Origin of the sequence: Thalassolituus sp. ST750PaO-4 (genome assembly GCF_020320405.1) — a bacterium.
Classification (GTDB): domain Bacteria; phylum Pseudomonadota; class Gammaproteobacteria; order Pseudomonadales; family Oceanobacteraceae; genus Venatoribacter; species Venatoribacter alkanivorans.
The window spans coordinates 186,169-206,445 of the sequence record NZ_JABVCB010000001.1; the positions used below are offsets into that span (position 1 = coordinate 186,169).

Consider the following 20,277-nt stretch of genomic DNA (forward strand, 5'->3'; position numbering starts at 1 on the left):
GCAAGCCTAAAGGCTTGAAAAGACATTTAAAAAGGACTTTTAAAATGTTTCACACAAAAAATATTACCATCCCCCTACTATTAACGACCCTTCTGTCAGCCTGTACTAAAGAAATAGCAGGTGATGTAAAACTGACCGACTTCCAAACCATCCCCTCTCAAATTCTGGTCTGTGCAGAGACACACAGACAATACGGCGAAATGTTCGAAGCAGCCATTGAATACAAATTAGATGATCTGGATTTTCTGGAACAGAATGCTGAACAAAATAAGCAATACGCCAAGGTATTTCGTGGGATATTCGACGGTTACGACCAGATAGAAAAAGAGAATGCAGAGGAAGAAACGGAGGAATATACAAGTATAATTAAAAAAAGAAGACCGGAAGAGATAGTAGCAATGTCGCAAAATTGTTTGTGGTTACTTGTGAGTATGACCCCCTCCTAACAGAAAGGGCATTACAAAACAAAGTATGCGAAACTAAAAAGTAGAATCTAACCAGAATCATCATTAGCAACTTTAATATGCATAGGCAACTGACCGTCTTTCGATGCTTTCTTCGCCTTTTCCTCAATCTTATTCCAGTATCCTTTATTCATACGGAGATATTTATATAGTCCAGAAAAACCTACTGGCACTATTCCACTAGAAGAAGAAAACAACTTAATATCATCCACAGAATCAAGAGGGTCGGATTCTGCCTTCCACGAAGCAAAATCAAATATTACAGCAATTGACTTAATATCAATAGACGATGATTCGTACAAAGAATCAGGACAAAAGTAACTTAGCACAAAGTGCCTCTCATTATCCAACAAAAGGGCATAATATTTAAATCGATAATACTCGTTATATTCGTCAGCAATAGACTGATAAGCTTTTCTTACGATTTTTGCCTTTATATTTTTAGCACGAACCAACATTCGAGCAGTGGTCAGCCACAACAAGCGATCATTTTCTATTGGACAGTCGCCGTTCTGAGTAAAAAGCTCGTAAGATCTTTCAAGTAAATTTTTATATTCTTTTAAATATTCCTCAGAAGCCTTATCAAGAGAATTAACTCGATAAGTGTTAAAGGCAAGTATTGCACCAGATGCAACCGATATAGAACTCACAACCTGAAGAACCGCTGGCAACTCAAAACCGCACAACAAAAGACCAGTTGCGAGTGACACCAAAAACAACACAAGCGCCAATATTAAAAACATAACAGAAACCTTTATAACTACCATCTATCGCAACAGTCTGAACAATAGTATCCCCTTAAGACGAAGGAGAAAAGAGACCAAAGAAATACCTACCGGGACGACATAAACCCGTACAACAGGCATCTGCACAACGTTTTACAAGAGCTTAGTTTTTACATCCATTTTTATCGCAAGTAATACGCTCATTACTGCTAACCCAGTGACTTGGGTTTTCATTGGTATCAAAACCACAACCGGTCTTTCCGCCTTTGACGCCCTTATGAACTTCATTAGTCGGTGTATGTTTAACTGCCATTTCATTCTCCTAAAAGGTATTGATTATCGAATGCAAAGACAAAATAACAATTTTGTCGATACCCAGAGAAAGTAACAGCGACGTAAAGGAATCAAAGGCCAATCGATCAAATGTGGTACTAAAGAACTAAAGCAGTAACTATAAGCCCGATCAACTAGCAAAGGCACTCAATGGAAGGAACCAACGGTTGTCGTCTTTTGCCAGTCTGATAAAACCGAATTTTTGATAGAAGGCTGCGGCATTATCGTCAATGGCATCGACCACCACGGCATAAATACCAATGCTTAAACTCACTGCGATGGTTCGTTTAATAGCATCAACAAGCAGAAGAGCGCCAATCCCCTGCCCCTGACTCTGTTCAGAGACTGCAAGTCGTCCGATTAATGCTGTCGGTAGTGGGTGTCTGGGGAGCTTTTTCAGCAGGTCAGAAGGCAAGGCAGACAGATCAACAGACAGGGTACTGAGTGTGTAGTAGCCAACAATGTCGGACTCGTTATCCGGCTTTGTCGCCACATATACACGGGCAATACTGCGCTTTACATCCTGACTGGCCTGGCGTTTGAGGTAGGTATCAAGGGATGGATTGCCACATACAAAAGACGGCCTATTATGGCCGCCATTCAGTTCTTCGATAATCAGTTCTGTCATCTGCTGGTCACACGACGATCATGAGCAGCAAAGGCAGCTTTCAGCTTGTCGTTGGCTTTTACAGACCCCAGAGCTTCGAAAAAGGCACGGGCATCCTGAGCATTCAGTTCCATCACTTCGTGTTCAGCGATGGTCTGTTCTGCCTGTTGCAGAGCACTTGCCAGAATAAAAGAGCTGACCGTTTTACCCTCAAGGCTTGCCGCACGCTCAAGCACCGCCTTGGCCTGATTTTTCAGACGGAGGTTGATACGTTCATCTTTGATATGTTGTACAGCACTCATGGCTACACTCCTGAGGTTTAACACTAGACACCAATTGTACGTCATTTTGGTGCCTACCAGCAAAAGAAGTTAAAGGAATATACAGTAAGAAGCCAGCGATAAAAGCAGTATAAAACGGTTGTATCTGAACAATACGGTACACCGTTACAGATACGAAAAACCATTTAAAATCATACAGATAGCCTTATTAGGCCATCTTTTTGACATGGTAGAGGTCGCCAGTTCGAATCTGGCTAGTCCTACCAGAATTAAAAAAACCGGCTTCTGGCCGGTTTTTTCGTTTCTGCACTTTGCTTCAGTTCTGTACGTGGCTTTTTATCAGACTGCGCCAGTGAAACAAGAACAGCCTCAGCTGTTCTCGATCACCTTATTTTTCATCTGATGCAATAAGTCACGCAGACGCGCCGCTTCTTCAAAATTCAGATCCTTCGCGGCCTTAAACATCTGATCTTCGACTTTAGCCATGCGCTTAACCAGCTCAGCGGCAGACAATGCCTGCCAGTCATCCGCCGCATAACCGGCCTGATCTTCAGCCACTTTACGCCCACGGGTCTTACCTTTGCCTTTCTTACCCAGCGGTGGCGCCGCTTCGAGAATGTCTTCCACCGACTTGGTCACCCCAACCGGAGTAATGCCATGCTCGGTATTGAAAGCCACCTGTTTTTCACGGCGGCGGTCGGTTTCATCGATGGCTCTCTGCATCGAATCGGTCATGCGGTCAGCGTAGAGAATCGCTTTACCATTGAGGTTACGCGCAGCCCGGCCGATGGTCTGAATAAGCGAGCGCTCAGAACGCAGGAAGCCTTCTTTATCAGCATCGAAAATCGCCACCAGCGACACTTCCGGAATATCCAGACCTTCACGCAATAAGTTAATACCCACCAACACGTCAAACTCGCCCAGACGCAGGTCGCGGATAATTTCCACCCGCTCAACCGTATCAATATCAGAGTGCAGATAACGCACGCGGATACCCTGCTCGAGCAAAAACTCGGTCAGGTCTTCGGCCATGCGTTTGGTCAGCACGGTAATCAGAATCCGCTCGCCGTTGGCGACGCGCTCGCGCAATTCATGCAGCACATCGTCCACCTGGCCGGTGGCCGGACGCACTTCAATTTCAGGGTCAATCAGACCGGTCGGACGCACCACCTGCTCAACCACAGCATCCTGATGCTCTTTTTCATAATTACCCGGCGTCGCCGAAACAAAAATGCACTGCGGCACAATGGCTTCCCATTCTTCAAAGCGCATCGGCCGGTTATCCAGCGCCGACGGCAGACGGAAACCAAACTGCACCAGGGTTTCTTTACGCGAGCGGTCACCGCGGTACATACCGCCGATCTGCGGAATGGTCACATGGGATTCATCGACAAACACCAGCGCATCGTCGGGAATATAATCAAACAGCGTTGGCGGTGGCGCGCCCTCTTCACGCCCGGATAAATAGCGCGAGTAATTTTCGATACCGGAGCAATAACCCAGCTCCTGCATCATCTCGATATCATAACGGGTGCGCTGCTCCAGCCGCTGCGCTTCCACCAACAGATTATTATCGCGGTAATACTGCAGGCGTTCTTCCAGCTCGACCTTAATACCTTCAACCGCATCAAGGATGCGCTGGCGGGGGGTCACATAGTGGGTTTTCGGATAAATAGTTACCCGCGCCAGACGGTTCAGCACCTCACCGGTCAGCGGGTCAAAACTGCTGATCTGCTCAACTTCATCGTCGAACAGTTCAACACGTACCGCTTCGTCGTCGCTTTCCGCCGGGAAGATATCAATCACATCACCACGCACCCGGTAAGTACCGCGATGAAAATCCATATCGTTACGGGTGTATTGCAGCTCAGCCAGACGACGCAGCACGGTGCGCTGATCAATGCGGTCACCACGCACAATGTGCAGCATCATTTTCAGATAGGAGTCCGGATCACCCAGACCATAAATCGCCGATACGGTAGCCACAATCACCGCATCGCGACGCTCCATCAGCGCTTTGGTTGCTGACAGCCGCATCTGCTCAATGTGCTCGTTAACCGAAGCATCCTTATCGATAAAGGTGTCGGACGATGGTACATAGGCTTCCGGCTGGTAGTAGTCGTAGTAAGAAACGAAATACTCAACCGCGTTATTGGGGAAAAACTCTTTAAACTCACCGTACAGCTGAGCCGCCAGGGTCTTATTATGCGCCATGATAATGGCCGGGCGCTGACACTGAGCGATTACATTGGCCATGGTGTAGGTCTTGCCTGAACCGGTCACACCCAGCAGGGTTTGCTTCAGCAGACCGGCATTTACACCACCGACCAGCTGGCGGATGGCTTCCGGCTGATCACCGGCGGGAGAATATTTGGCAGAAAGCTCAAATGCCTTGCTCATCAGGATTCCAGTTATAGGTTAAATCAAGTAGCATTATACGGTTTTTTTTACCGGCAGGACTTGGCGCTTTACGCCCGTTTCTGCCGCCGACCATCGCGTTATTGAGGATACACATTTTGGATCTGCAATTGTCTGATCGCGTTCAACAGATCAAGCCCTCCCCAACACTGGCCGTGACTAACCGTGCTGCCGAACTCAAGGCTGCAGGCAAAGACATTATTGGCCTGGGTGCCGGTGAGCCGGATTTCGATACCCCCGAGCATATCAAGCAGGCGGCGGTTGAGGCTATTAACAACGGTTTTACCAAATACACCGCGGTGGACGGTACTCCGGGTCTGAAGAAAGCGATTATTAACAAGCTGCAGAACGATAATGGCCTGAGCTACGAAGCCAACCAGATTCTGGTGTCCTGCGGCGGCAAGCAGAGCTTCTTTAACCTGGCTCTGGCCTACATCAATCCGGGCGATGAAGTTGTGATTCCGGCGCCATACTGGGTTTCTTACCCGGACATGGTCGTGATTGCCGGTGGCGTGCCGGTGGTTATCGAAACCGATGAAAGCACCCGCTTTAAAATCACCGCCGAGCAGCTGGAAGCGTCGATCACCGATAAAACCAAACTGGTGGTGCTGAACAGCCCGTCCAACCCGTCTGGTGTGGCCTATACCGCCGACGAACTGAAGGCCCTGGGCGCCGTTCTGAAAAAGCATCCGCAGATCATGATCGCTACCGATGATATGTACGAGTACATCTGGTGGGCAGATTTTGCCTTCGAAAACATTCTTACCGTCTGCCCTGAACTGTACGACCGCACCATCGTGCTGAACGGTGTATCCAAGGCGTACAGCATGACCGGCTGGCGTATCGGCTATGCCGCTGGTCCGGCCAAGCTGATTGGCGCGATGAAGAAGGTACAGTCGCAGAGCACCTCTAACCCGACTTCTATTTCCCAGGTAGCGGCAGAAGCGGCACTGAATGGCGGGCGCGATTGCGTTCTGCCAATGGTTGAAGCGTTTAAAGAGCGTCACGACTACGTGGTGAAAACCCTGAACGAGATTCCGGGCTTCAGCTGCATCCCGGCCGACGGCGCTTTCTACGCCTTCCCGAATGTCAAAGGCGCCATGGATAAAGCCGGTATCGATAACGATGTCGACTTTGCCGAAAAACTGTTGCTGGAAGCCGGTGTCGCGCTGGTTCCGGGTTCTGCCTTCGGCTCACCGGGCTATATGCGCCTGTCATTCGCGACCAGCATGAAAACTCTGGAAGATGCCCTGAACCGCATCAAAAAAGCACTCAGCTGAGTGCTTTGACGACACGGTTCACGCACATAAAAAAACCGCCTGCTGGCGGTTTTTTTATGTCTGCTGTTCATCTGGCTCCCACGCTCTGCATGCTAGCCCTTGCTGGCACAGTTGCATTCCCACGCGGAGCGCAGGAACGAGGAAAAAAGCTTACCAGCCCATTTCCGCCTTAATAAAAGGAATGGTCAGCTTACGCTGGGCCGACAAAGAGGCCTGATCGAGGGTTTCCAGCAAATCAAACAGGCCCTGCATATCACGCGGACCACGGGTCAGAATAAAGCGCGCCACTTCATCACTCATATTCAGACCACGGCGCTTGGCGCGCAGCAACAGAGCCAGTACTTTATCGTTATCTTCCAGCGGCTCGACCTGATACACCATGCCCCAGCTGAGACGGGATGACAGATCGGGCAGCTGCACACCGATATGACCCGGCGCCTGACTGGCGGCAATCAGTAAGTGCCCCTGACGGTCACGGATACGGTTAAACAAATGAAACAGCCCTTCTTCCCAATCCGGGCGACCTGCAACGGCCTGAATATTATCCAGCGCAACCAGCGGTAACTGCTCCATCGCATCCAGAACCGCCGGGCTGTATTCCACCAGTTCGTCCAGCGGCAGATAGACGCTTTGATGTCCCAGCCCTTCAGCATAATGACAGGAAGCCTGCAGCAGATGACTGCAGCCAACTCCCGGCGCGCCCCACAAGTACAGGTAAGGCTCGCCATGCACCGTCCACTGCTGCTGCAGCGATTGCACGATCTGCTCGTTCGGGCCGGCGTAATAGTTAGCAAAGCGCGCATCATCGCGCACCGCGACCGACAGGGTCAGTTGTTGATGATGATCCATGATCTGCATTTATGGCTGCCAGCGAAAAACCTGCTCCTGCTCCGTGGCGAGCAGGCGCTTATCCAGGGCCAGAGTGCTCCAGACCTGCGCCCAGTCGGCCGCCAGATCCAGCTCCAGTGTTAAATCCTGCTGATTAACCGCCAGCACACGTACCGAGTTCACCGCCACATTGGCGTTCAGATAACTGATCACATCGTGATACTGGCGGAAATTCTGCACGCCCTGAATCATCAGCTGATGACCACCGGCAATACCATCACTGCGCAGGGCATAGCGCGCAGAAAGAAAACCAGCCACCTGATCGGCCACCTGCAGCAGTACCGCATTCACGTCATCGCCTTCGGCCTGCAGGTCGAGCCAGTCACCCTTATGCTGAATAAAGCCCTGATAAAGCCAGCCATTATCGCGCCCCGGAGACAAACGCCCGGCCATAAACGCATCGGCGGCATAACGGGCGGAGGCTTTCTGCACGTCATCTTTAAACAGGCCCCACAGGCGCTCCACCGGCAACACCAGTTCGTCTTCCAGATCCTGCGCTGGCCATAACAGCGGAATTCCGCGCTCACTCATGGCGCGCTCAAGCCGTGCACGCCAGGCGCCGCTGTTCTGATTCAGCGCCTTGCGCTGTAATTCATCTTCAACCCCCTGCCACAGCAATACCAGCGGACGGCTTTTACCCCACACCGGCTGCTGAGCGTCTTTTAACAGGGAATCAATCAGGTTCTGGGCAAATAAAACTTCAAGCAGCAGACTGTCGTCGGCTTCGTCACGGCTGTAGCGAAAACTTTTTACGTAACGGTCAGCATTGGCCGCCGCAGCCTGTACTGTCTCATTCTGCACACTGGCCGTCTGGCCGGAGACCTTCACCAGCACCTGCTGCAGCGCATCCTGAATACCGCTCTGGCGGCTGCCCTGCGACTGATCGGCAACCGGCACACGTACCTGATACAGGTCAGAGACGGTCACCGCATGACTGCCAAGGCTTAGAAACAACAATAAAATCAGACTGGCTGCACGCACAGACAGGTTCCTTACAGCTGAAGATTTAAATCGGGCGGTATTGTGCCACGAATGTTCAACATAACCACTATCATGACCGAAATTGTGCCGCAGGCCGCAAAATAACGGTTTAACATAACCACTACCGCAGCCGAAATTGTGCCGCAGGCCGCAAAATAAGAATGTGCCTCCCGCCGTCTTTACTCACAACATCTGTGCGAAAATCTGACCATACAGACAGCTTTCGGCCACTCTCAGATTTGCTCATTTCCATGATGCAGGACGGCGCACAAATCGTTAGAATACGCGCCTTTCTATGGGCCACCCAGTGACGACGGCATGAGTGAACAACAATCCCTGAGCTACAAAGACGCTGGTGTCGATATCGACGCCGGAAATGCATTGGTCGAACGCATCAAAGGCGTTGCCAAACGTACCCGCCGCCCGGAAGTGATGGCCGGACTGGGTGGTTTTGGCGCCCTGTTCGAGCTGCCACAGGGCTACCGCCAACCGGTTCTGGTATCCGGCACTGACGGTGTAGGCACCAAGCTGCGCCTGGCAATGGATCTGAAAAAGCACGACACCATCGGTATCGATCTGGTGGCCATGTGTGTGAACGATCTGGTGGTTGCCGGCGCTGAACCGCTGTTTTTCCTCGACTACTACGCCACCGGCAAACTGAACGTGGACGTAGCCGCGGCCGTGGTCAGTGGTATCGGTGATGGCTGTGAACAGGCCGGAGCCTCTCTGGTCGGTGGCGAAACCGCCGAAATGCCGGGCATGTACGAAGGCGAAGACTACGATCTGGCCGGTTTCTGCGTAGGTATCGTTGAGAAAGACGACATCATCGACGGCTCCAAAGTAAAAGCCGGCGACAAGCTGATCGCTATGGCGTCCAGCGGCCCGCACTCCAATGGTTACTCGCTGATCCGTAAGATTATCGAAGTATCCGGTGCCGACCTGAGTGCCGATCTGGATGGCCAGCCTGTTGCTGATGCGCTGATGGCGCCAACCCGTATTTATGTAAAATCCGCACTGAAACTGATTAACGCTTCTGACGTACACGCTATGTGCCACGTCACCGGCGGCGGTTTCCAGGAAAACATTCCGCGCGTTCTGCCTGACGACTGCAAAGCCGTTATCGATACCAACAGCTGGAAATGGCCTGCGGTTTTTGAATGGCTGCAGAGCAACGGCAAAGTGGCTACCTCAGAAATGTTCCGCACCTTTAACTGTGGTGTCGGCATGATTGTCGCGCTGCCGGAAGAAAAAGCCGATGCCGCTATCGCCCTGCTCAACGCCGAAGGCGAACAGGCATGGCTGATTGGTGAAGTTCAGGCCAAAGGTGAGGCTGACGAACAGGTTGAATTTACCGGTAACCGCAGTCTATGAACGACAGCAGCACCCACGATAAGCCTGCCGTACCGCGTATCGTGATTCTGATCTCCGGCAGTGGCAGCAATATGGTTGCCATTGCCGATGCCATTAAAAGTGGCAGTATGGAAGCCGAAATCGCCGCGGTTATCTGCAACCGTCCGGAAGCCGCGGGCCTGCAGAAAGCCCGCGACCGCGATCTGCCAACCTCCGTACTGGATCACAAAGAATTCAGCAGCCGTGAAGACTTCGACCGCGCACTGATGGCAGAAATCGACGAGCACGCTCCCGATCTGGTGGTGCTGGCCGGATTTATGCGTATTCTGACGCCGGATTTTGTCGCTCATTATCATGGCCGCATGCTGAATATTCACCCGTCATTACTGCCGAAATATCAGGGGCTGCATACCCATCAGCGCGCCCTTGATGATGACGAGAGTGAGCATGGTGTGACGGTGCATTTTGTAACCGAAGAACTAGATGGCGGACCTAACGTGATTCAGGCCGTGGTGCCGGTATACGACGGCGACGATGCCGCCAGCCTGCAGAAACGCGTACAAATTCAGGAACACGTGATTTATCCGATTGCGGTTAAATGGTTTGTTGAAGGCCGCCTGACCATGGCCGGCAACAATGCCCGCCTGGATGGAAATGTGATTCCCGCCACCGGATTGCAACTGACGTCCTGATTTTGCTCCGATATACTGTTGGCCAAATGGACTTGGCTGACCTTTATGACTTCCTTTTTACTTCCCCGCCTTCTGGCCTTTGCCCTGATCGCCTGCCCCACTTTTTCTTTTGCAACAGCCGCAGAAGAGACTGCTGACAAAGAAAAATCTGCTGCCAGCCATCGTGAATTCACAACCCTTAAACCTTTTTCTGCACGCTACAAAACAGAGTGGAAACTCGGCTGGTTCAGCATTGATGTAGAAGCCGAACGCAACTTACGCCAACTCCCCAGTGGCCACTGGCTGTTAACGTTTGAAGCAGAAACCAGCGCCGCCGCACTGAAAGAAACATCCGAATTCAGCTTTGATGACGGCCAGATAAAACCACTGGAATATCGCTACCGCGCCACCGGCTTGTTTAACGAGGCTGACCGCACGCTGTTATTTTCCCCACAACTGAAGCTGATCAAAGACCTGGAAAACAACAAAGACTATCCGAAGGCATGGACAAACGAGGTTCATGACAACCTAACCTATATGCTGCAGGCCAGTCTCGATCTTTCTACCCTCAGAAAAGACACAGGCAGCCCCGAGAACCCAGCCAACAATCATGAGCTGAGTTACCCCGTATTTGAGAAAAAACGTGTTAAAGATTTCCAGTTCAGAATTATCGGCGAAGAGCAGCTGAGTACACGGATAGGTAAGCTGAAAACCATCAAGGTTGAACAGATTCGTCAGAAAAAAGGCCGCGAAGTCTTTGCCTGGTTTGCCATCGATCGCGGCTATCAGCTGGTACGCCTGGTCGACAAAGAAAAAGGCAAAACCCGCTATCAGATTGATATTACCGACCTCAAGGGCTGAACATTTCACCCGCTTCGCGCTGCTGCGCTTTTCAGGTAAACTGCGCCCTCTTTTTTACTCAACAGGAAGCACAGCATGCGACTCAGCGACGGCGATATTGAACAGCGCATTGCCGATGGCAGCATTGTTATCGATCCAAAGCCAGCCAGCGATGCCATTGCCGGCATCAGCGTAGATCTGCGCCTCGACCACCGCTTCCGCGTATTCAACAACAACTCAGTGACCCACCTCGATCTGTCCGGTGACCGCATTCAGCTTGAACGCGATATCAACCGTATTATGAGTAAAGAGATCGAGATTGAAGCCGATGACGCTTTGTTTATTCACCCGGGAGAACTGGTGCTGGGAGCAACACTGGAATCGGTCTGCGTACCCGAAGATCTGGTCGGCTGGCTGGATGGCCGCAGCTCCCTTGCCCGCCTGGGCCTGATGGTGCATGTGACCGCAGGACGCATTGATCCGGGCTGGCAGGGGCAGATCGTGCTGGAGTTCTACAATAACGGCAAGCTGCCACTGGCACTGCGTCCGGGTATGGTGATCTGCGCCATGTCATTTGAGATGCTTTCAAGCCCGGCGCTGCGCCCTTATAACAAGCGTGAAAACGCCAAGTATCGCGATCAGAAAGGGGCAACCTTCAGCCGGATTGCGAAGGACTGATCCTCAGATAACAGGCATAAAAAAGCCCGGCAAGGTTGCCGGGCTTTTTTGTATCCATCACCTGAGGATGTGCAGCCTTAACCCTTTACGCGTGAAGACAGCATAGCCGCCCGGATCAATGCCAGCATAACCCCAAGCATTCCGCCCAGAATAATTCCCAGTGCCAGATGCAGCCCCATTTTCCGCCCCATCTGAAAGCTTCCACCACGCACTACCGGCGCAGCATCTGCCACAAACAATTGCCCACCACTTTGCAATGTCTGCTCGCGATAAGCTCCGATAAAATTATCGAGTTGCTGCTGAATCGTGTTCAGATTAGTCTCAACGCCTTCCAAAGCAGCCTTTAAAATTGACTGTGAGTCCAGGTTGCCATAGGTCTTGTCATCAGATCCCGCCAGAATCGCAATCTCTTTCTCAAGCTCCAGCAACTCTTCGGTCGCAGCTGTACGGCGCTTGAATAAATCCTGACGCATCTCTACACCACCCAGCTTATTACCCAACACCAGCAGGGAGTCTAAAAATGACTGGTCAAACTGCGCCCCGGAAGATTCATTACTGCCAGCCGTTTTATTCAGGTCCTGAGTGCTGGTGCTCGACAGCTGATTCAGTGCGGAATCGTAGGAAGCAACTAACTTCGTTAATCGCTCATGCTCCAGACGCAACAAACGCTGACGGGAAAACAGACGGACCATGATTGCCGGATCTTTCGCAGCCAGCTCAGAAGAATTTGAATAGGCAAACTCACGCAAAGGGCCGATATCACTACCCTCCAGCATCACCAACTGACGGCGTACATCATTCAGAGTCCGCCCATCGACAACCATGCTGCCGGAACCTGGCATTTTGGACAACTTACTTACCGCAGACCGCAGTGCTTCCAGATAGGTGGTAGCACCATCGTAAACGTCAATCAGATTAGTACCTTCAACAGCACTAAAGGCAACCAAAGGCCGGTCAATATCAACATTCGTTAAGCCGCGTTCAATCGACAGCTGCGCCCAGGTATCCACCACCGCAGTCAGCACCTCCGTACCTTGCACGACATTCAACCCGGCCTCCTGAAGATTCAGACTGAGGGTAAGAAACCCATGGGATTTATCATGCAGTTCAGTCAAAGCCGTATCCGCAGCGGTACGTATTTCCTGCGGTGTTTTGGCGTTCGCCAATAACTCGTTCAGCTTGTCTTCACTCTCCTGATAAAGGGAATTAGAATATGATACGTTCAGCGCATTCACCAATTTGTCGGCTGATACTGCAATTTCGCCCCGTGCAGCGAGTGCGTTGATCACCGCTGGGGCGATAATATCACGGGGACTGAATACTGTTCCGTTCGGGTATTTACCGTCGCTCAGGAAAGTCAGAGCAATGGGGTATTCAACCTGCTGCGGCACAGAAAAAGACGCCTTGAAAAAATGGAATGCCATAACAGCCACTCCCATAAATAAGGTAACCCCGATCACCAGCCCCCGCTGACGCCAGATATTACGGAACAGATCCGTCAAATTAATTTCATCGTCTGGACCGACAACAGGGGTCGTAACCGCAGAGTTAGCGGGGTATTGCTGGTTCATACAAGCTCCATTGGACTAAAGCGAAATCTGATTGCCAAGAATACCTTAAATTTATGACAGATAAAGCATCTCCGAGGTTGTTAATCGTCCTGCAATCAGCCTCCTCACTGTTGACGCTAAAAATTAAAAGCCAACAAAATCAAACAGATGCTTGACAGAGAAAATCTGCATCAGCATAATGCGCGCACTTGCTGATGTTCCCCGATAGCTCAGTCGGTAGAGCAGTAGACTGTTAATCTATTGGTCGTTGGTTCAAGTCCAACTCGGGGAGCCATTTCAGCAGACACCTCCTATTGCAACACACATAATCTCAGGATGAGATCAAGATTACTGCACCCTCAAGCATCGCTATAATTTACAGTCCGCTGCAGCACAAACGCGGAGAAAATTGCTAAACTTCAGGGAAGTCACAATAAAATGAATTTCAGCCCCATGATTAATTTCCTGCTGAATGCTCCCCGCCCGACTAAGCGTTTTATTTCTGTATCCTATGACCTTATAGCAATTCCCGTTGCTATTTACTTGGCTCTGGCTCTGCGCTATGGAACCATTACGCCGAGAATAGACAACGCGGTTATTTCAGCAACGCTGATCACAACCTTTTTGACGCTGACTGTCTTCGTCAGACTCGGCCTGTATCGTGCCGTTGTCCGTTTTATGGCTGGCCAGGCGTTTACGACCATGGCTCTGGGAATCGCTATTTCTGCCATTGCACTCGCCAGCAGTTCATTCTTCACGCATGCAAACGTCCCCCGCTCCAGCCTGATCATTTATTTTTTTACGGCATTCGCACTCCTGGGCACCCCCAGACTATTTATACGCAGTATTGTTGGCCAGTTAAGCAAAGGTAAATGCGAACCGGTTCTGATTTATGGTGCAGGGCAGCAGGGTGTCGCATTAGCCAAAGCACTGGCGGGCAGCGACCACTATCGCCCCTTTGCTTTTATTGATGACGATAATAAAAAGCAAAATATGAATATTCATGGCCTCAAAGTCTATCGTGCCAACAATATAGAAAACATCATCGAGCATCATAATATTAGAAAAGTTTTACTGGCTCTGGGCCGAACCAGCATATCTGAGCGTAAGCAGCTGATTGAAAAGCTAACGGAAAGCAAGCTGGAGGTTCTTACCGCTCCCTCAGTAAACGATATCGTCAGTGGTAAAGCACGCATAGAAGAAGTTCGTGAAGTAGAAATCGAAGACCTACTAGGCCGGGATTGCGTTAACCCCAGAATAGAGCTATTACAAAACAATATCCTCAATAAAGTCGTATTAGTTACCGGAGCAGGCGGCTCAATTGGCTCGGAGCTATGCCGACAGGCCCTTTTACAACAGCCCAAACAACTGATTCTGTTTGAACTAAACGAATACAGTCTGTATGCCATTGAGCAGGAACTACAACAACTGAAAAGTGCCCATGAATTAGCTACTGACATTGTCTCTATTCTCGGCTCAGTACAAAAGCAGAATCGCCTGGAAACCATTTTCCGCACCTTCTGCGTACAAACCATCTACCACGCCGCAGCTTATAAACACGTGCCCATGGTTGAACATAACGTGGTTGAAGGTGTGCGTAACAATGTATTTGGTACCTGGTATTGTGCTGAAGCGGCGATAGCTGCCGGCGTAGAGCGCTTTGTATTAATCTCTACCGATAAAGCCGTTCGCCCCACCAATGTCATGGGGGCTTCTAAGCGTATGGCGGAACTTGTTTTGCAGGCACTGGCAAACCGTCAGAGTGACACCCTGTTCTGCATGGTGCGTTTTGGCAACGTGCTGGGCTCATCCGGTTCGGTTGTGCCTTTGTTCCGCAAACAAATTAAAGATGGCGGCCCGATTACCGTTACCCACCCTGATATTATTCGTTATTTTATGACTATACCCGAAGCCTCACAGTTGGTTATTCAGGCAGGTGCCATGGGCAAAGGTGGTGATGTATTCGTATTGGATATGGGTGAACCGGTAAAAATTACCAGCCTAGCCAAGAAAATGATTCGCCTCTCAGGGCTGACCGAAAAGACCGACCAGAACCCTCATGGCGATATAGAGCTGCAATTTACCGGCTTACGCCCAGGCGAAAAACTCTATGAAGAGCTGCTAATTGGCGACAATGTGGAGGGCACTGATCATCCACGAATTATGACGGCAAACGAAGTACACCTATCCTGGCCCGAGACACACAACTTGCTGAATCGCCTGGACAAAGCCTGTCACGACTTTAAAGTCGAAGAGGTTATCAATCTGCTACTTGAAGCCCCAGCCGCTTACAATAAACAAGGCGAGTGCCCAGACTGGGTACTGAATGCATCAAAAGTAAGCCACTAAAATGTTCCGATAATACCCGCCCTTTGATGAACATTTTCAAAAATGGCGGAGCCGAAGCATGTGAATGAAAAACAATACCCGCAAAGCGGGTATTCTGAAAGACTCTATAGATGGCATGGTTTGCAAACAGATCTCACCATCAACTCACAATACACTACTCAGTAAGCTTTGCGCTTCATCAATAAGTTGTTGCAGATGTTTATCATCCACAAAACTTTCAGCATAAATTTTGTAAATATCTTCAGTGCCACTTGGACGTGCAGCAAACCACCCCTGCGCCGTACTCACTTTAATACCACCAATAGAAGCACCATTGCCAGGTGCTTCGGTATGCACTGCAATAATATCGTAACCTGCTAACTGTGAAGCAGTAATACTAGCTGCCGTCAGCTTCTTAAAGGCTGCTTTTTGATCCGGTGTTGCTGGTGCGTCAATACGGCGGTAGACAGGGTTGCCATGTTGCTGCACCAGTTTTGCGTAATACTCCGATGGTTTCAAACCCGTTACAGCCATAATTTCAGCGGCGAGCAGACAGAGTAAAATACCATCTTTATCGGTAGACCAGGGCTTGCCATCAAAGGTTAGAAAGCTTGCTCCGGCACTCTCTTCACCACCGAATGCCAGCTCGCCATTAAACAGACCTGCGACAAACCACTTAAATCCTACCGGAACCTCATACAGTTCGCGGCTGTTTGCCTGCACAACACGATCCATCATTGAACTGGTAACCAGGGTTTTACCCACTTTAAGAGTGGCTGGCCAATGTGGACGATGGGTTAATAAATAATCGACACATACGCACAGGAAATGATTCGGATTCATTAAGCCTGCAGAATCGACAATACCATGACGATCGGCATCGGGGTCGTTACCAAAGGCAATATCAAACTGATCTCTGACCTTAAGCAAATTCGCCATCGCAGCGGTACTGGAACAATCCATACGGATACGGCCATCGTGATCCGGCGGCATAAAAGCAAATGCCGGATCGACCTGCTGATTAACCACGCTGATCTTCATACCGGCTTCAGCGCCCAGCGCCTGCCACACCGGCAGCGCAGTACCGCCCATAGGATCAGCACCCAGCTTCAGCCCGCTGTTACGGATAGCCTGCAAATCAACAACCTGACCCAGCTGGGCAATATACTCAGCAACAAAGTCGTATTCCTGCGCCTGCGTGCGGGCCGTACTGATATCCAGGCGCTTCACATCCGTGCAGCCATTATGCAGATATTCATTAGCACGCTGTTCAATCCAGCCGGTAACGTCACTATCGGCAGGGCCGCCATCCGGGGTGTTGTACTTAATACCACCGTCCTCCGGCGGATTATGCGAAGGCGTAATAATCAGACCGTCGGCCTGCCCTGCCGGCTCAGACGCGTTAAAACTGAGAATGGCACGGCTGACCAGCGGCGTTGCCGTAACCTCTCCACCCGCGGCAATACGCACATCAATATTGTTAGCAGCCAGCACCTGCAAAGCGGTTTCCCAGGCAGGCTGTGACAAAGCATGAGTATCCTGACCGAGAAACAGTGGCCCACCAATATTGGCCTGAGCGCGGTAATCGGCCACAGCCTGAGCAATACTCAGAATATGCCACTCGTTAAAGGTACTTTTTAATGCAGAGCCACGGTGCCCGGATGTGCCAAAAGCAACGCGCTGCGCCGCGACAGAGGCGTCTGGTTTAACTGCATAAAAAGCATCCGGTAAATTCTGAATCACACCTGTATCCTCATTTTTGGTGTTCTGATAATGGCCCCATAATAGCATGAGTGGCTCCTGTAACACGGAGCTCCGGGAGTGACACGTCTTTCGCGATGAACCCCTAAGAGCGGAATTTCTGCCGCGACACATCGTTTTGTGCAGGAGCGGCCCATGGCCGCGATGCCCGCCAACGGCGGGCCGATAAACATCAACGCTGCATAGCCACTGCTGTCCCATAGTTTTTAATCAGCACCGTAGCTGACAAAAACTGCACTATTTAACATCCAGGTCCAATGCCTCGCAGGGGAACTTATCCCCTTGCCGGCGGGCCGACCCCAGCTTCGCGCTTTCTGGGCCGTATTCCTTGAAACCTTGATATTTACTGGCCTCGTGCCTCATCGGCCATCCATGGCCGGAGCCACTTGTCCGCATCCCTGCGGACAGGCCAGACATATCTGCGGTTTCTGCAGCGGCCCCAGAGGCGCAGAAAACCATCACCGCAATGCCACTTTTCAGATCAAACGCATTTTTTAAATATCATGTCTCAAACACGGTTTCCGTTGAAATACGGCTGAGCGGATTACTTAAACCGGCGATCGTGCGGCGCCAGACAACCAGATGATTCTGCGGCCTTCAGAGCAAAACCCTGCCCCGGGACGATACAAGTTGTTGGTGTTTTAAAGTGTCGTTCCGGGCGGGCTAAATGGCAGGAGCCATTTCAACAGCCGCAGGCTGGCCCGAAGGGTGAAGGGCATGGATGCCCGGAGTCATTGTTTTGCGTGCCGCATAATTATTGCCGTTGGCTGGATGAAGCCGAACGCGCCGAAAAGAGAGGATCGTAAGGAGATACCTCTCCTTACAGGGGGCCAGGGGCTTGCCCCGGAAAAGCGTTTCAGATTGAAAAACAGTAGTCGATGAATGCTGCGGTTTGGAGTGACACAATGTCACTCCAAGCTGTGGGACAGTAGTGACTGCATAGCGACTTTAAAAACCCGATTCGCGGCCATGGGCCGCTCCTACCCAATCACCACATCGGTATCCGGTAACATCTCCCGGTAGAGCCGCCGCAATTCACGCTTCGCCTCATCATCACCATGCACAATACGGATATGCTGCGGCTTATGGCGCATACGTTTGACAAAATTAAGCAGGTCGCGCTGATCGGCATGGGCACTGTATCCACCAAGCGTATACACACCCGCTTTAATATCTACCCGCTGACCATCCAGCACCACGTAACCAGGTGATTTACCCTCGCGGAAACGCGGGCCATATTGCTGAATATCTCGCCCCGCTGTACCACGCGCCTGATAACCAACAAATATCACATCGGTACGCTCATCCGGCAGCAGGGCTTTTAAATAATTCTGAATACGGCCACCGCTGCACATTCCACTGGCGGCAATTACAACAGCCGCACGGCCGGTCTTTTTAAGATAAGCAACGGTATTCAGATGATCGGCATGGCGGTTAACAGTAAGCAACTGCTCAAAATCCAGCGGATGCCGCCCTGCCCTTACCTTATTGCGCGCCTCAGCATCCCACAGATGCTTTAATGCGCGATAACTGGCGGTAAATTCAGCAGCCAGCGGCGAATCGACAATAATATCCAGATGCTCCCACACATTGTCAGAGCCACTGTTACGGGTATTGGCCGCGCTTACCCGGTGAATAATCTCCTCAAGCTCGTACAACAACTCCTGCGTACGGCCAATCGAAAATGCCGGGATTAATACCGTTCCGCCATTCTTCAGACACTTTTCAATAACCTGCTGCAACTGTGCGCGGCGCTGGCGGCGCGATTCATGCACCCTGTCACCATAGGTGCTTTCAATAACCAGGGTATCGGCGCGATACGGGGCTTTTGGCGCAGGTAATAACGGTGAATACGGTGCACCCAAATCACCGGAAAATACGATTTTATGGGACTTTTTCCGACCATGCTTTTCTGCCGGAGAGGCAGCCTCTGCCAGAGAGGCGGCAGCCAGATCAAACTCAACATAGGCAGAACCCAGAATATGCCCTGCACAATGAAATTTTGCTTTTAAACCGTCGATACCCGCAATATCAAACCACTGCTTATAAGGCACCGGCACCAACAGCGACTGCAACTTCTGCAACACCGAACGAATTAACCGCTCATCACGACTGACGCCCACTTTAATAGCATCTTCAATTACCAGAGGCAGTAACTGTGCCGTTGCCTCACTGGCATACACCGGGCCGTTAAATCCCGCCGCCAATAAATAAGGGATACGCCCAACATGATCAATATGGCAATGGGTAACCACTAAAGCCTGAATACCTGCCAGCGGAAAATCGATTTGCTTGCGGTTAAAATCTTCGTTACCGCTTTCCCGGTCAATGGACTCCGCCCCCTGAAACAAACCGCAATCAACCAACAACGACAGCCCGCTCGCCAGTTTCAGCTGATGACAGGAACCGGTTACACCATTAACCGCACCATGATGAAGTATTTCAAACATAAAAATCCTTTTAAATGCTGCAATAACCACATCAGTATGCTGACACGCCCCTGAACCCAAACCTATCAGGCATGTTTCGGATGCGCTGCAAACGTTACGGGATTATTACTGTAGGAGCACGCAGAACGTCCAACGTTAAACCCTCAACGCCTTAACCTATTCCGGTTATCCCGACTGCTTTTTATCAGCTCATCCCCTGATTTAATGTCCTTTGCCGGGCCAAGCTTTGCCAAGCGGTCATAAAGCACAACATTAACCGTTGCTGACAGATTCATACACCCCACCGTAGGGATATAAACCACCTCATCGGCAGCACTGACAATATCCTGCGGAATACTGCCATCTTCAGGGCCGAACACATAAAGTGCATGCTCAGGATGCTCAAACTCCGGCAGCGGCGTTGCACCGACAACCAGCTCCACACAAATCAGGCGGGCATCATCCGGCAATTGCTCTTTAACCAGAAGCAGACTCCCGACATGAGACATCTGCGCTTTTTCTGCCACGTTACGCGTATCGGTACTGTGCTTTACGGCACGGTCATAACGGCTGCCGGTGTAAAAGATGCCATCAGCCTGATAACACCCCAGCGCCCGTAAAACCGAACCGACGTTACCGGCATCTTTGGGGTTTTCTAAACCAAGATAAACCATAAACTTTTGTAAAAATCCT

The 20,277-nt window shown here is 50.7% G+C and carries 18 protein-coding genes and 1 tRNA gene; 8 read left to right on the forward strand and 11 right to left on the reverse strand.

Translation table 11 applies throughout. The annotated features are described in order from the left end of the window. Positions 1 to 44: 44 nt before the first annotated feature. Positions 45 to 446, forward strand: coding sequence for a hypothetical protein (locus HUF18_RS00880; RefSeq protein ID WP_225690779.1), 402 nt, complete (start codon positions 45 to 47; stop codon positions 444 to 446). Between the two features lie 47 nt (positions 447 to 493). On the opposite strand, the gene HUF18_RS00885 is transcribed toward HUF18_RS00880, so the two are convergent. From HUF18_RS00885 to uvrB, 5 genes are all read right to left on the reverse strand, one after another. Further along, positions 494 to 1,207: a hypothetical protein gene (locus tag HUF18_RS00885; protein ID WP_225690780.1), complete on the reverse strand. Its 714-nt coding sequence runs from the start codon at positions 1,205 to 1,207 to the stop codon at positions 494 to 496. Positions 1,208 to 1,352: 145 nt separating this feature from the next. Next, positions 1,353 to 1,502, reverse strand: a complete 150-nt coding sequence (locus tag HUF18_RS00890; protein WP_225690781.1) for a hypothetical protein — start codon at positions 1,500 to 1,502, stop codon at positions 1,353 to 1,355. A 150-nt stretch (positions 1,503 to 1,652) separates the two neighbouring features. Continuing rightward, positions 1,653 to 2,150, reverse strand: coding sequence for a GNAT family N-acetyltransferase (locus tag HUF18_RS00895; RefSeq protein WP_225690782.1), 498 nt, complete (start codon positions 2,148 to 2,150; stop codon positions 1,653 to 1,655). Then, positions 2,147 to 2,431, reverse strand: a complete 285-nt coding sequence (locus tag HUF18_RS00900; protein WP_225690783.1) for a type II toxin-antitoxin system TacA family antitoxin — start codon at positions 2,429 to 2,431, stop codon at positions 2,147 to 2,149. Before HUF18_RS00900 ends, HUF18_RS00895 begins: the two co-directional genes overlap by 4 nt. Before the next feature lie 348 nt (positions 2,432 to 2,779). Then, the gene (uvrB, locus tag HUF18_RS00905; RefSeq protein ID WP_225690784.1) at positions 2,780 to 4,810 is read right to left on the reverse strand and encodes an excinuclease ABC subunit UvrB; all 2,031 of its coding nucleotides are present in this window, start codon (positions 4,808 to 4,810) and stop codon (positions 2,780 to 2,782) included. Between the two features lie 113 nt (positions 4,811 to 4,923). Here uvrB and HUF18_RS00910 point away from each other — a divergent pair, with 113 nt between their 5' ends. After that, the gene (locus HUF18_RS00910) at positions 4,924 to 6,108 is read left to right on the forward strand and encodes a pyridoxal phosphate-dependent aminotransferase (RefSeq protein ID WP_328296354.1); all 1,185 of its coding nucleotides are present in this window, start codon (positions 4,924 to 4,926) and stop codon (positions 6,106 to 6,108) included. A 150-nt stretch (positions 6,109 to 6,258) separates the two neighbouring features. Here HUF18_RS00910 and hda read toward each other — a convergent pair whose 3' ends face one another. Together hda and HUF18_RS00920 are read right to left on the reverse strand one after the other, a co-directional pair. Then, the gene (gene hda, locus HUF18_RS00915) at positions 6,259 to 6,966 is read right to left on the reverse strand and encodes a DnaA regulatory inactivator Hda (RefSeq protein ID WP_145470279.1); all 708 of its coding nucleotides are present in this window, start codon (positions 6,964 to 6,966) and stop codon (positions 6,259 to 6,261) included. After that, positions 6,967 to 7,977, reverse strand: a complete 1,011-nt coding sequence (locus HUF18_RS00920) for a DUF2066 domain-containing protein (protein WP_225690788.1) — start codon at positions 7,975 to 7,977, stop codon at positions 6,967 to 6,969. Between the two features lie 318 nt (positions 7,978 to 8,295). Between HUF18_RS00920 and purM the strand changes: the two genes are divergently transcribed. From purM to dcd, 4 genes are all read left to right on the forward strand, one after another. Beyond that, positions 8,296 to 9,348, forward strand: a complete 1,053-nt coding sequence (gene purM, locus HUF18_RS00925) for a phosphoribosylformylglycinamidine cyclo-ligase (protein WP_225690790.1) — start codon at positions 8,296 to 8,298, stop codon at positions 9,346 to 9,348. Beyond that, the gene (gene purN, locus HUF18_RS00930) at positions 9,345 to 10,019 is read left to right on the forward strand and encodes a phosphoribosylglycinamide formyltransferase (protein ID WP_225690793.1); all 675 of its coding nucleotides are present in this window, start codon (positions 9,345 to 9,347) and stop codon (positions 10,017 to 10,019) included. Before purM ends, purN begins: the two co-directional genes overlap by 4 nt. A gap of 18 nt (positions 10,020 to 10,037) precedes the next feature. Then, a complete protein-coding gene (locus tag HUF18_RS00935) occupies positions 10,038 to 10,859 on the forward strand; it encodes a DUF3108 domain-containing protein (RefSeq protein ID WP_225690795.1) in 822 nt (273 codons plus the stop codon). Between the two features lie 75 nt (positions 10,860 to 10,934). Further along, positions 10,935 to 11,516 (forward strand): dCTP deaminase, encoded by a 582-nt coding sequence (gene dcd, locus HUF18_RS00940; RefSeq protein WP_225690797.1) that lies wholly within the window; start codon positions 10,935 to 10,937, stop codon positions 11,514 to 11,516. A gap of 77 nt (positions 11,517 to 11,593) precedes the next feature. Here dcd and HUF18_RS00945 read toward each other — a convergent pair whose 3' ends face one another. Beyond that, a complete protein-coding gene (locus HUF18_RS00945) occupies positions 11,594 to 13,087 on the reverse strand; it encodes a hypothetical protein (RefSeq protein WP_225690799.1) in 1,494 nt (497 codons plus the stop codon). Positions 13,088 to 13,285: 198 nt separating this feature from the next. Here HUF18_RS00945 and HUF18_RS00950 point away from each other — a divergent pair. Together HUF18_RS00950 and HUF18_RS00955 are read left to right on the forward strand one after the other, a co-directional pair. Next, positions 13,286 to 13,361: transfer RNA gene (locus HUF18_RS00950), tRNA-Asn, on the forward strand. 143 nt (positions 13,362 to 13,504) lie between these two features. Further along, positions 13,505 to 15,415: a polysaccharide biosynthesis protein gene (locus HUF18_RS00955; RefSeq protein ID WP_225690801.1), complete on the forward strand. Its 1,911-nt coding sequence runs from the start codon at positions 13,505 to 13,507 to the stop codon at positions 15,413 to 15,415. A gap of 144 nt (positions 15,416 to 15,559) precedes the next feature. On the opposite strand, the gene pgm is transcribed toward HUF18_RS00955, so the two are convergent. The 3 genes from pgm to HUF18_RS00970 form a co-directional block, all read right to left on the reverse strand. Then, positions 15,560 to 17,185, reverse strand: coding sequence for a phosphoglucomutase (alpha-D-glucose-1,6-bisphosphate-dependent) (gene pgm / locus HUF18_RS00960; protein WP_225690803.1), 1,626 nt, complete (start codon positions 17,183 to 17,185; stop codon positions 15,560 to 15,562). 950 nt (positions 17,186 to 18,135) lie between these two features. Further along, positions 18,136 to 19,605, reverse strand: coding sequence for an MBL fold metallo-hydrolase RNA specificity domain-containing protein (locus HUF18_RS00965; protein ID WP_225690805.1), 1,470 nt, complete (start codon positions 19,603 to 19,605; stop codon positions 18,136 to 18,138). 143 nt (positions 19,606 to 19,748) lie between these two features. Further along, on the reverse strand, positions 19,749 to 20,258 hold the full coding sequence (locus HUF18_RS00970; protein ID WP_225690807.1) for an RNA methyltransferase: 510 nt from the start codon (positions 20,256 to 20,258) through the stop codon (positions 19,749 to 19,751). Positions 20,259 to 20,277: the final 19 nt, after the last annotated feature.